At 60.6% G+C, this 12,305-nt stretch carries 12 protein-coding genes; 7 read left to right on the forward strand and 5 right to left on the reverse strand.

The window, feature by feature from the left end; translation table 11 throughout:
* Positions 1-61 precede the first annotated feature (61 nt).
* Positions 62-787, reverse strand: a complete 726-nt coding sequence (locus ACV8MC_RS13845; protein WP_457262315.1) for a 4'-phosphopantetheinyl transferase family protein — start codon at positions 785-787, stop codon at positions 62-64.
* A 151-nt stretch (positions 788-938) separates the two neighbouring features.
* A complete protein-coding gene (locus ACV8MC_RS13850) occupies positions 939-1,730 on the reverse strand; it encodes a dienelactone hydrolase family protein (protein ID WP_423664236.1) in 792 nt (263 codons plus the stop codon).
* 143 nt (positions 1,731-1,873) lie between these two features.
* Here ACV8MC_RS13850 and ACV8MC_RS13855 point away from each other — a divergent pair, with 143 nt between their 5' ends.
* The 3 genes from ACV8MC_RS13855 (at position 1,874) to ACV8MC_RS13865 (ending at position 4,648) form a co-directional block, all read left to right on the forward strand.
* Complete coding sequence (locus ACV8MC_RS13855) at positions 1,874-2,479, forward strand: hypothetical protein (protein WP_457262316.1); 606 nt, start codon at positions 1,874-1,876, stop codon at positions 2,477-2,479.
* A gap of 148 nt (positions 2,480-2,627) precedes the next feature.
* Positions 2,628-3,305: a response regulator transcription factor gene (locus ACV8MC_RS13860; RefSeq protein ID WP_016773623.1), complete on the forward strand. Its 678-nt coding sequence runs from the start codon at positions 2,628-2,630 to the stop codon at positions 3,303-3,305.
* Positions 3,302-4,648: an ATP-binding protein gene (locus tag ACV8MC_RS13865; protein WP_305381342.1), complete on the forward strand. Its 1,347-nt coding sequence runs from the start codon at positions 3,302-3,304 to the stop codon at positions 4,646-4,648. Before ACV8MC_RS13860 ends, ACV8MC_RS13865 begins: the two co-directional genes overlap by 4 nt.
* Before the next feature lie 204 nt (positions 4,649-4,852).
* Here the strand turns inward: ACV8MC_RS13865 and ACV8MC_RS13870 are convergent, their stop codons facing one another.
* A complete protein-coding gene (locus tag ACV8MC_RS13870) occupies positions 4,853-5,851 on the reverse strand; it encodes an AraC family transcriptional regulator (RefSeq protein ID WP_252868113.1) in 999 nt (332 codons plus the stop codon).
* Positions 5,852-6,198: 347 nt separating this feature from the next.
* On the opposite strand from ACV8MC_RS13870, the gene ACV8MC_RS13875 reads away from it, so the two are divergent.
* Positions 6,199-7,533 carry a dicarboxylate/amino acid:cation symporter gene (locus ACV8MC_RS13875; RefSeq protein ID WP_024013978.1) on the forward strand — a complete coding sequence of 445 codons (1,335 nt, stop codon included), beginning with the start codon at positions 6,199-6,201 and terminating at the stop codon, positions 7,531-7,533.
* Positions 7,534-7,678: 145 nt separating this feature from the next.
* Positions 7,679-8,860, forward strand: coding sequence for a CaiB/BaiF CoA transferase family protein (locus ACV8MC_RS13880; protein WP_457262317.1), 1,182 nt, complete (start codon positions 7,679-7,681; stop codon positions 8,858-8,860).
* Between the two features lie 107 nt (positions 8,861-8,967).
* Here ACV8MC_RS13880 and ACV8MC_RS13885 read toward each other — a convergent pair whose 3' ends face one another.
* Both ACV8MC_RS13885 and ACV8MC_RS13890 read right to left on the reverse strand, forming a co-directional pair.
* Positions 8,968-9,462, reverse strand: a complete 495-nt coding sequence (locus ACV8MC_RS13885) for a SprT family zinc-dependent metalloprotease (RefSeq protein WP_024013976.1) — start codon at positions 9,460-9,462, stop codon at positions 8,968-8,970.
* Positions 9,463-9,610: 148 nt separating this feature from the next.
* On the reverse strand, positions 9,611-10,213 hold the full coding sequence (locus ACV8MC_RS13890) for a Yip1 family protein (protein ID WP_016773629.1): 603 nt from the start codon (positions 10,211-10,213) through the stop codon (positions 9,611-9,613).
* A gap of 427 nt (positions 10,214-10,640) precedes the next feature.
* Here ACV8MC_RS13890 and ttcA point away from each other — a divergent pair, with 427 nt between their 5' ends.
* Together ttcA and ACV8MC_RS13900 are read left to right on the forward strand one after the other, a co-directional pair.
* On the forward strand, positions 10,641-11,465 hold the full coding sequence (ttcA, locus tag ACV8MC_RS13895) for a tRNA 2-thiocytidine(32) synthetase TtcA (protein ID WP_024013975.1): 825 nt from the start codon (positions 10,641-10,643) through the stop codon (positions 11,463-11,465).
* A gap of 134 nt (positions 11,466-11,599) precedes the next feature.
* On the forward strand, positions 11,600-12,274 hold the full coding sequence (locus ACV8MC_RS13900) for a DNA-3-methyladenine glycosylase I (protein ID WP_016773632.1): 675 nt from the start codon (positions 11,600-11,602) through the stop codon (positions 12,272-12,274).
* The last annotated feature ends 31 nt before the right edge of the window (positions 12,275-12,305 follow it).

A 12,305-nucleotide genomic window follows, 5' to 3' on the forward strand; every position in this document is an offset into this window, starting at 1 on the left:
ATGCAATCCCCTGTGGGAGCGAGCCTGCTCGCGAAGGCGCCATAACAGACAATGCAAATCCTCAGGCTTGAATACTGACCAGGCTCAACAACTGCCCATCCTGCACGCCGAACTGCGCCTCCAGCTCCGATCCATTGCGCCATTCGCTCGACAGATCCGTCAACAACCGCAGCCTGACCTGTCCCGCCTCAGTCCACTCCAGCACTTCGGCATGCTCGAAATAAAAGCGCTGCTGCACGATCGGGTACAGCGCCTTGAACAAACTCTCTTTGACCGAAAACGTCAGGGTCACCCGCAGCGCCAGTTGCTCCTGAGAACCCGCCGCCATGCGTTGCAGTTCCGCTGGCGTGAGGATTTCCCCGGCCAAGCGTTCGGCGCGCTCATGGCTCAACAGGTTTTCCAGATCCATGCCCAAGCCGCGCCAGTGCTGCTTGTTGGCAACAATCGCCGCCGCACGGCCGGTGCTGTGAGTGATCGAACCGCAGATATGCGCCGGCCACACCGGGGCGCGGTCTTCGCCGATCGGCGGGACGATATTCAGGCCTTCGAGTTGTTGCAGCGCGGCCCGGGCGCAGATGCGTCCGGCGAGAAACTCGGCCTGACGCTTGGCCACCGAACGCTGGATGCTCAGTGGCGCCAACACAGCGCTGCGCTGGAAGTCATCGCCAAGCAGGCGTGCCGGGTCGAAGTGGGTACTGAGCAGCACGGTATCGGCCAGGACCGTCGGCAACGGCCAGTGGCTGTCGAGCGCAGTGCAGCAGGCGGGCAGGGCGGGGGTGAAGTTCATGGCGGGCATTTTGCCGGTTAGTCGGGGCGAGGTCGAGATCGGCGGTGAAGCCTTCGCGAGCAGGCTCGCTCCCACAAGGGATCTTCTGCGCGACAGATATCCAGTGTGGGAGCGAGCCTGCTCGCGAAAGCCGCGCCTCGGCGTTACTGACTCAACCGAAAATCTTCTTGAAGAACGCCTGCATATCCGCCCACGACTTCTCGTCCGCCGCCTTGTTGTAACCAATGTCCGGCCCGCCATGCTCGCCATGGCTCAAGCGATCGGCATCCGGATTGCTGAAACCATGCTTGGCGCCATCCAGACTGACGAACTTGTAGTCCGCCCCGGCCTTGTCCATCTCAGACTTGAACGCGGTGACGTGGTCCTGAGTGACCATGCTGTCCAGCGCCCCATGCTCGACGAGGATTTTCGCCTTCACACTGCCCGGAGTCGCCGGGGTCTTGGTCGCCAGCGCGCCATGGAAACTCACCACACCGGCCAGCGGCACACCCTGACGCGCCGCATTCAGCACCACGGCGCCACCGAAGCAATAGCCGACGGCGGCGATTTTGTTCGGGTCGGTCTGCTTTTGCTTCTTCAACAGATCGAGCCCGGCGGCGAAGCGTTTACTGGCGGCATCGGCATCCTTGGTCGCCGCCTGCATGAAGGCCATGGCGTCTTTCGGGTGCTCGGTGTTCTTGCCTTCGCCATACATGTCGATGGCCAGCGCGCTGTAGCCGAGTTCGGCGAGATCCCGCGCGCGGCGCTTGGCGTAATCGTTCAGCCCCCACCATTCGTGGACCACGACAACGCCGGGGCGTGGGCCTTTGATCGCGTCGTCGTAGGCGTAGTAGCCGATCAGTTGGCTGCCGTCGGCGCTTTGGTAGGGGATTTCTTCAGTCTTGATCGCAGCCTGGGTGAGGCTGCTGACCGCCAGCAAAGTGAGGGCGAGGAACAGGCGCATGGTCGGGTGTCCTTATTGAAAGTGGTCAGAACAGCCTAGTCGATCTGGTTCAGGTCAGGTTCAGAGACGGTTCAGGGGCCGTACAGGGGCGGCTCAGTAACCTTGCGCCATACCCAAACAGCACTGTGAAAGAGGAAATACCCATGACTCGTTTAAACAAATTGCTGCTGGCTTTTACCCTGTTAGGCTCCAGCATCGCGGCGAATGCCGACGACACCAGCAACTTCGCCGGCCTGACATTCGGCCAGACCAGCGACAAGATCGACAAGTCCCACGCGCTCAACAACAACCTCGGCAACCCCAACGTCACTGGGGCCATCGACGGCAACAACACCTACGGCATGCGCCTCGGTCAGCAAAACAGCCAGAGCCGCTACTACGCCACCTACGACAACGTTTCCGGCTCGCACAATGGCGTTAAACTGCGCCAGGAAAATCTGCTCGGCAGCTATGACCTGTTCTATCCGGTGGGCGGCAGCACCAAATTGTTCGGCGGCGCCACGGCCGGTCTGACCAAACTTACGCAGGATTCGCCCGGCTTCAGCCGTGACAGCGACATCGGTTACGCCATTGGTGGCCAGGTCGGTGTGTTGCAGCAAGTTTCGCAGAACACCTCGGTGGAACTCGGTTACCGTTACCTTCGCAGCAACGCCAGCACCGAAATGAAAGAAAGCGGCGGCAGCAAACAGGGCTCGCTGGACTTGACCAGCAGCGCGCAGACCTACCTGTCGGCCAACTACTATTTCTAAGCGGTTGTCGCAGTTTGAAGTGTGGGAGCGAGCCTGCTCGCGAAAGGGGTGTATCGGCCGACACTTGCTTGGCTGATCCACCGTATTCGCGAGCAGGCTCGCTCCCACAGGTAGTTGCCTGGAGAGTTCAAGTGATAGGGAGAAAGGCATGAAACTGTTGGTCGTCGAAGACGAGGCGCTGTTGCGTCATCACCTGCAAACCCGTCTGACGGAAAGCGGTCACGTGGTCGAGTCCGTGGCCAATGCCGAGGAGGCGCTGTACCAGACCGGCCAGTACAACTTCGATCTGGCGGTGATCGATCTCGGCCTGCCAGGCATGGGCGGGCTCGACCTGATCCGCCAGTTGCGCTCGGGCGGCAAGACCTTCCCGATCCTGATCCTCACCGCGCGCGGCAACTGGCAGGACAAGGTCGAAGGCCTCGCCGCCGGTGCCGACGATTACGTGGTCAAGCCGTTCCAGTTCGAAGAGCTCGATGCACGCCTGAACGCATTGCTGCGGCGCTCCAGCGGCTTCACCCAGTCGACCATCGTTGCCGGGCCTTTGCTGCTCGACCTCAATCGCAAACAGGCCAGCCTCGATGAGCAGCCGCTGGCGCTGACCGCTTACGAATACCGCATCCTCGAATACCTCATGCGCCACCATCAGCAAGTGGTGCCCAAGGATCGCTTGATGGAGCAGCTCTATCCGGACGATGACGAGCGCGATCCGAATGTCATCGAAGTGCTGGTCGGCCGTCTGCGCCGCAAGCTCGAAGGCCCGGCCGGGTTCAAGCCGATCGACACCGTGCGCGGCCTCGGCTACCTGTTCAATGAGCGCTGCACTTGATCCGTTCCCTTCGCGTTCGCTTGATGCTCGCCGCCACCACGTTGGCGGTGTTGTTCATGCTTGCCTTGCTGCCGGCGATGCAGGGTGCCTTCAGCCTTGCCTTGCAGGACTCGATCGAGCAACGTCTGGCCTCCGATGTCACCACATTGATCTCCGCCGCCCGGGTGGAAAACGGTCGGCTGGTGATGCCGTCGCAATTGCCGGACGAACGCTTCAACCTCACCGACTTCCGTTTGCTCGGCTATATCTACGACCGCGACGGCAAACTGGTGTGGCGCTCGAAAGCCACCCAGGAAGAGCAGATCAACTACAAACCGCGCTACGACGGTCTCGGCAATGAGTTCGCGCGGATTCGTGAAGCCAGCGGTCAGGAGTTCTTCGTCTACGACGTCGAAGTCAAATTGCTCGGCGGCAAGAGTGCGGCGTTCAGCATCGTCGCTCTGCAACCGGTACGTGAATACGAAACCACCCTCGAAGGCCTGCGGGAAAATCTCTATCTGGGCTTCGGTGCGGCGTTGCTGGTATTGCTGGCGCTGCTATGGATCGGCTTGACCTGGGGTCTCAAGGCCTTGCGCCGATTGAGCCAGGAACTCGACGAAATCGAAGGTGGTACTCGCGAAAGCCTGACGGAAAAACACCCGCGTGAACTGCTGCGCCTGACCGGCTCGCTCAACCGCTTGCTGCTCAGCGAGCGCCAGCAACGCAGCCGCTACCGCGACTCCCTCGACGACCTCGCCCACAGTCTGAAAACCCCGCTGGCGGTACTGCAAGGTGTCAGCGAAGACATGGCCCAGCGCCCCGAAGACCGCGATCAGGCGTGGGTTCTGCAAAGTCAGATTGAACGCATGAGCCAGCAGATCAGCTACCAACTGCAACGGGCCAGCCTGCGCAAAAGCGGCCTGGTCCGCCATCAGGTGCGCCTGCAACCGGTGCTCAAAAGCCTCTGCGATACGCTGGACAAGGTCTACCGCGACAAACACGTGCGCGTGACCTTTGATCTGCCGGAGCACTGCTACGTGCCGATCGAGCAGGGCGCCTTGCTGGAAATGCTCGGCAACCTGCTGGAAAACGCCTATCGCCTGTGCCTCGGCGCAGTGCGGGTCAGCGTGCGCGAGTCCTTGGCCGGGATCGAATTGTGCGTCGAGGACGATGGGCCGGGTGTGCCACTCGATCAGCGCGCGCGGATTCTCGAACGCGGCGAACGCCTGGATGCCCAGCATCCGGGGCAGGGCATCGGGCTGGCGGTGGTCAAAGACATCATCGAAAGCTACAACGCGCGTTTGGCTTTGGGTGATTCACCGATGGGCGGGGCGGCGTTCAGGATTGATTTTCCTGCGGTGTGATTGCGAGCTGCCCTCACCCTAACCCTCTCCCAGAGGTAGAGGGGACTGACCGAAGTGTCTTTGGAAAATTATCGACCTGAGCGATTTGCAGCGAATATGGATTCAATAGAGAGCTTGCAGGTCGGCGTATTTCTCAAGCATCCCCCAATCAGTCCCCTCTCCCTCCGGGAGAGGGTTAGGGTGAGGGGCTTTTGATTTAGCGCCTCATTGCTCCTGCGCCCGATAAGCCCCCGGTGTCAGCCCCGTCCATTTCTTGAACGCCCGATGAAACGCCGAAGGCTCAGAGAACCCGAGCTGCTCGGCAATCTGTTGCAACGACAGCTCCGCCCGGCCCAGATGATAGATGGCGATATCCCGCCGCAGCTGATCCTTGAGCTCCTGAAAACTGCTGCCTTCCTCGCGCAAGTGCCGGCGCAAGGTTTGCGGACTGATATGCAGATGCGCCGCAACCGCTTCCAGATCAGGCCAGTGCGCAGCGTCGCGACTGAGCAAGCGGCGCAGGCGGCTGCTCAGGCTGTCGCCGTCGTCCGGGCGTGAGAGCAGGTCGGCGGGGGAGCGTTCGAGAAAATGCTTGAGCGTGCGTTCGTCCTGCAACAGCGGCATGGCCAGATAGCGACTGTGAAACAGCAGACTGCTCTGCTCGGCATCAAAGGTCAGCGGGCAGGGGAACAGCAGGTCGTATTCGCTGCCGTGCTCGGGGCGCGAATAGCTGAAGGTTGCCTGCTCGAGGCGAATGCGCTGGCCGATCAGCCAACTGCCGAGGCGGTGCCAGATCACCAACAGACTCTCGCTGAGAAAATGATCCGGGTCCCACCACTGCGCGTCGTCCAGGCTCAAACGCACCCATTCGTCTTCGCGACGCAGGGTCAGGCGTGGGGCGTCGGGGAACAGGCTGTAAAACAACAAGCCACGTTGCAGAGCCTTCTCCAGGTTGCGGCAGTGAATCGAGGCGTGGCACATCATGGCGAAGCTGCCGGGCTTGCTCGGGGCGTTACCGAAACCCAGGTATTCGTCGTCCAGCGCCAGCCACAGCCCTTGAATCAGCCGGGTGAACTGCTCAGGGGCAATCCGCGCGCGGGGCTCGTCGAGCAACTCCGGGCTGATTCCCAGTTGCTGTAACAGGCCTGAATAATCCAGGCCGCGCCGGCGCGCACCGCCAAGGGCGGCGCGGGCGAAATGGCTGGCGATGGTGCGTTCGCGCATAAGCGGCAATCCTTGTTCAGGCACCGATCGTAATGGCGGGCCGGCAACGCCACAAGGCGGATTTCCGCCAAATTGCAGGACGCTGAACGCTCAGTTGGCGGAAATCCGCCATGACTCAAGTCGCTGATTGGTGACAGGAAAATCCCGCAGGCCCTGATATCAAAAGGCTTGCTGCCGTTCGCACCAATCTGGCACGACGTTTGCGATACAAGCGACAGAAGCGTGCACTTCTTCCGCCCGGGAGGATGCCGTTCCAACAACAAATCCCTCCAGTGCAGGAGGGTTCGCAATTAAGGTTCGGCGCTCGACAGATGGATGTTGCCGCTGGACGCTTGAGGAAACCTGCAATGACGACTCGTCAGCCACTGTACAAATCCCTGTATTTCCAGGTGATCGTTGCCATCGCCATCGGCATCCTGCTCGGTCACTTCTATCCGCAGACCGGTGTGGCCCTCAAGCCACTGGGTGACGGCTTCATCAAGCTGATCAAAATGGTCATCGCCCCGATCATCTTCTGTACTGTTGTCAGCGGCATCGCCGGCATGCAGAACATGAAGTCGGTAGGCAAGACCGGCGGCTACGCGCTGCTGTACTTCGAAATCGTTTCGACCATTGCCCTGCTGATCGGTCTGGTCGTGGTCAACGTTGTGCAACCGGGCGCCGGCATGCACATCGACGTCACCACCCTCGACGCCTCGAAAATCGCCACCTACGTGACGGCCAGTAAAGACCAGAGCATTGTCGGTTTCCTTCTCAATGTGATCCCGAACACCATCGTCGGCGCGTTCGCCACCGGTGACATCCTGCAAGTGCTGATGTTCTCGGTGATCTTCGGCTACGCCCTGCATCGCCTCGGCTCGTACGGCCGTCCGCTGCTGGACATGATCGATCGCTTCGCCCACGTGATGTTCAACATCATCAACATGATCATGAAACTGGCGCCACTGGGTGCGTTCGGTGCCATGGCGTTCACCATCGGTGCCTACGGTGTCGGCTCGCTGGTGCAACTGGGCCAGTTGATGATCTGCTTCTACATCACCTGCGTCCTGTTCGTCGTACTGGTGCTGGGTGCGATCTGCCGGGCTCACGGTTTCAGCGTGTTCAAACTGGTGCGCTACATCCGTGAAGAGCTGTTGATCGTACTGGGTACGTCCTCGTCGGAATCGGCACTGCCACGCATGCTGATCAAGATGGAGCGTCTGGGCGCGAAGAAATCCGTCGTGGGTCTGGTGATCCCGACCGGTTACTCGTTCAACCTCGACGGCACTTCGATCTACCTGACCATGGCCGCCGTGTTCATCGCTCAGGCGACTGACACGCACATGGACATCACCCACCAGATCACTCTGCTGCTGGTGCTGCTGCTGTCCTCCAAAGGCGCGGCGGGTGTGACCGGTTCGGGCTTCATCGTGCTGGCCGCGACACTGTCGGCGGTAGGTCACCTGCCGGTTGCCGGTCTGGCGCTGATCCTCGGTATCGACCGTTTCATGTCTGAAGCCCGCGCCCTGACCAACCTGGTCGGTAACGCTGTAGCGACCATCGTCGTGGCCAAGTGGGTCAAGGAGCTGGACACCGATCAACTGCAGACCGAGCTGGCTTCCGGCGGTCGCGGTATCTCCGATGAGCGTGAAGAAGACGACCTGGGTGTGGCTGAAGGCCCAACCCCGAGCAATGTGAAGTAAGCATCGCTTGCACAGAAAAACCCGCTTCGGCGGGTTTTTTCTTGCCCGGAATTTGAGCGCAACGGTCACACCTGCTGACATTTGCGGTGATTGCCGCATCGCCGATGGCTGCCTAGGCTGAGTACATCGCCCAAGGAGTTCGCCCATGTCTGCACCGCTGGCCTCACTGAAGATTCTCGATTTCTCCACCTTGCTGCCGGGGCCGTTCGCCTCGTTGCTGCTTGCGGACATGGGCGCCGAGGTGCTGCGCATCGAATCGCCGACGCGTATGGATCTGCTGCGGGTGCTGCCGCCGCATGATGGCGGGGTCTCAGCCAGCCACGCTTATCTGAACCGCAACAAGCGCAGTCTGGCGCTGGACCTGAAACAGCCCGAAGCGCTGCAGATCATCAAGCAACTGCTGGGCGAGTACGACATCGTGCTCGAGCAGTTTCGCCCCGGGGTGATGGAGCGCCTGGGCCTGGGTTATGAAGCGTTGAAAGCGATCAATCCAAAGCTGATTTATGTGTCGATCAGCGGTTACGGCCAGACCGGGCCGTACAAGGAGCGCGCCGGGCATGACATCAACTATCTGGCGCTGGCGGGACTTGCCAGTTACACCGGACGCGTCGACAGCGGGCCGTTGCCGTTGGGCATGCAGGTGGCGGACGTGGCGGGCGGCTCGCTACACGGCGTGATCGGCTTGCTGGCAGCGGTGATTGCTCGTCAGCAAACCGGGCAGGGCACCCATCTGGATGTGAGCATGACCGACTGCGCGTTCAGCCTGAACGCCATGGCCGGCGCTGGCTATCTGGCCTGCGGCGTGGAACCGGGCCGCGAAGATCAGATGCTCAACGGCGGCAGTTTCTATGACTCTTACCGCACCCGGGATGGGCGCTGGATGTCGGTGGGCAGTCTGGAGCCGGCCTTCATGCAGCAATTGTGCACGGCGCTGGGCCGGCCGGAGCTGGCGGCGCAAGGGTTGTCGCCCAGGCCTGAGCAACAACAAGCCTTGAAAGAGGCGTTGCGCATCGAATTCGAGCGGCACGATTTTGCAGAACTGTGTGAATTGTTCGCCGGGGTCGATGCCTGTGTCGAGCCGGTGTTGAGTTTGGGCGAGGCGTTGCACCATCCGCAGTTACAGGCGCGGGAGCTGGTGACCCAGGTGCCGCGCGGCGATGGTACGACGCAGGCGCAGATGGCGTGTCCGTTGAAATTCTCTCAAGCATTGCCGGCGCCAAGGCATGTTGGCGCGGGGTTGGGGCAGCATACGGATGAGGTGTTGGGGGAGTTAGGGTTGAGTGCTGAGCGGATCGCCGAGTTGCGTTCGGCCAGGGTGATTCTGTAGCGCTCATGCCGCCGCCTTCGCGAGCAGGCTCGCTCCCACATTGAAATGCATTCCCCTGTGGGAGCGAGCCTGCTCGCGAAGGGGCCCGCCGATACTCTACAAAACTGTCATTCCACCCGCATTTCACCACTGAACACCAGCGTACTGCGGCAGCGCCGGCACAGATACCGCCGCCCTTGCCGCACCAGGCCATGGCGCTGGGCGGTAAACGGGAAATCACTGTCGGGGCACGGGCATTTGTAGATATAGCGGGTCACGCTGCGCCGCTTGATTTCATAGGTGTGGCAGCGATCCGGCGGCAGTTCGTAGACGCCGCGCATGATCAGTTGCCACTCCTCGCCATGGGGCTGGATGCGGTCGCCGAACAGTTGATGAGCGATCAGGTGGGCGACTTCGTGGGCCACGGTCTGCTTGAGGAAGTGTTCGGTGTTTTCCCGGTACAGCTGCGGGTTGAAGCGCAGCAGGTTCTCGTGCAGATGCGCGACACCGGCTTTCTGCCCGCGCAGCTTGAGACTGACCACGGGGCGTTTGAAGGAACGTTTGAAAAAGGATTCAGCGAGTTGGTAACAATCTTCGACGCGGGTATTGAGTTGCTCGGGCATGCTTGATGGATCTCCAGAGACGCCGAGTATGCCGCAACCCCGGCGACTTGCGAATCGCCGACCTGCCGAATGGTCGTCGCTCCAACAAGAAGGCCGCCTTGCGGCGGCCTGTATTGGCAGATGTTGTTTTTCTCAGGGAGGAAACAGGTCAGTTGGTATAGACCGGGCCGACACCCAGGCCCCAGACAATCACGGTGAACGCCATGATCGCCACCAGCACCACCAGCCCAACCGCGAGCACCGAGCTGGAAAACAGAAAGCCTTCATCCGAAGGGATGTTCATGAACGTCGGCAAGCCGACATACAAAAGATAGACCGTGTAGCAGATGGCCGCCGTACCGACGATCATCCCCAGCCACATGTGCGGATACAGCGCCGCCAGGCCGCCGACGAACAACGGTGTCGCCGTGTAAGTGGCGAATGCCACGCAACGGGCCAGGCTTGGATTGGCGTCATAGGTGCGCGCCATCCAGTGCACGAAGGCGCCCATCACCGCGACCCCGCCGAGCATCGCCAGGTACGACATGATGGTCATCCACAGAGCGCTTTCAAACGTGAGCATTACCGGCGCGCGGTTGCCGATCACCCAGCCGACCTGGGTCGTGCCGATGAACGCCGAGACAGCGGGGATCGCCGCCAGAATCAGCGTATGCGTCAGGTACATGTGGCTGATGCTTTCCTCTTGGTCGCCACGGATCTCCTTCCATTCCTGATCGGGGTGGGTAAACAGTCCCACTACGTGATGGATCATGCCATTCACTCCTCTTGTCATTGCCATCGCCCCCCAACGGAGCGCCTACGGGCCAAGATGGCCGAGCAAATACAGGTCTTCAGATGTGTGCGACCTTATGTCGCAGTATAGAAAGGACTCCAACGCACCGGTATGCCGGGCTTAGAGCAAATCGCGCTGTAAACGGGATGGATAATCGCCTCGGGGTCTTGCGCGGGAAGGCATTTTTGGGGTTGAAACACTTTTTGTGGCGAGGGGATTTATCCCCGTTCGGCTGCGCAGCAGTCGCCAGCCCATTCAGCGCGCAGTGTCAGGCATTACGAGTTCCCAGGTTTTGGGGCTGCTTCGCAACCCAGCGGGGATAATTCCCCTCGCCACAGATGCTTCGCGCTACCAGGGTTTTTGCGTAAAATGCCGGCCTTTCGTCACACCTCACGGATTTCGCGTCATGGGCACTCTTACGGTCAACCAGAACAAACTGCAAAAGCGCCTGCGCCGCCTGGCCGGCGAAGCGGTCGCCGATTTCAACATGATCGAAGATGGCGACAAGGTCATGGTCTGCCTGTCCGGGGGCAAGGACAGCTACACCATGCTCGACGTGCTGATGCACCTGCAGAAGGTTGCACCGATCAAGTTCGACATCGTCGCGGTGAACATGGACCAGAAACAGCCGGGCTTTCCCGAGCACGTGCTGCCGGCCTACCTGAAAGAACTGGGCATCGAGTACCACATCGTCGAGAAGGACACTTACTCGGTGGTCAAGGAACTGGTGCCGGAAGGCAAGACCACCTGCTCGCTGTGCTCGCGTTTGCGTCGCGGCACCCTGTACACCTTTGCTGACGAAATCGGCGCGACGAAAATGGCCCTCGGTCATCACCGCGACGACATCGTCGAAACGTTCTTCCTCAACATGTTCTTCAACGGCACCCTCAAAGCGATGCCGCCGAAGCTGCGCGCCGACGATGGCCGCAACGTGGTGATTCGCCCGCTGGCTTACTGCAACGAGAAGGACATTCAGGCCTACTCGGACTTGAAGCAATTCCCGATCATCCCGTGCAACCTTTGCGGCTCGCAGGAAAACCTGCAGCGCCAGGTGGTCAAGGAAATGCTTCAGGACTGGGATCGCAAGACCCCGGGCCGTACCGAATCGATTTTCCGCAGCCTGCAGAACGTGGTGCCGTCGCAACTGGCCGACCGCAACCTGTTCGACTTCACCAGCCTGAAGATCGACGAAACCGCGGCTTCGCGTTTCGTCAATGTCGTCAATCTGTAAACACCTTCAAATGTGGGAGCGAGCCTGCTCGCGAAAGCGGTGTGTCATTCAACTGATTGGTTGACTGAGACTCCCTCTTCGCGAGCAGGCTCGCTCCCACATTGGTTTCTTCGCTTCATTCAATAGGAGAGGGCATGCGCGATTACAAGTGGCTGCACGAATACTGTCTGAACCGTTTCGGTTCGGCGGCTGAACTGGAAGCCCATCTGCCCGTTCCCAAGACCCCCGCACAACTGCGCAAGATCCGCGACGACCGCTACCTCTCGACCATGGCCCTGCGGGTTTTTCGCGCCGGGCTCAAGCACAGCCTGGTCGACGCCAAGTGGCCGGCGTTCGAAGAAGTGTTCTTCAAGTTCGATCCGGAAAAAGTCGTGCTGATGAGCGCCGAGCACCTTGAGCGGCTGATGCAGGATGCGCGGATCATCCGCCATCTGGGCAAGCTGAAAAGTGTGCCGCGCAATGCGCAGTTCATTCTCGATGTGGAAAAGGACAAGGGCAGCTTCGGCGCATTGATCGCCGACTGGCCGGTGACCGATATCGTCGGCCTGTGGACGTACCTGAAAAAGCACGGCCACCAACTTGGCGGGCTGTCGGCGCCACGCTTTTTGCGCATGGTCGGCAAGGACACGTTCGTGCCGAGCTACGACGTGGTCGCGGCGCTTAATGCGCAGAAGATCGTCGACAAAGTGCCGACCAGCCAGCGCGATCTGGCGACGGTGCAGAACGCGTTCAACCAGTGGCATGAGCAGAGTGGCGGACGGCCGATGAGCCAGATTTCGATGATGCTCGCCTATACCGTCAACCATTAAAACCGCGTCGCTGCATTCGCGAGCAGGCTCG

This window comes from Pseudomonas sp. PK-RTE-24 (assembly GCF_054052265.1).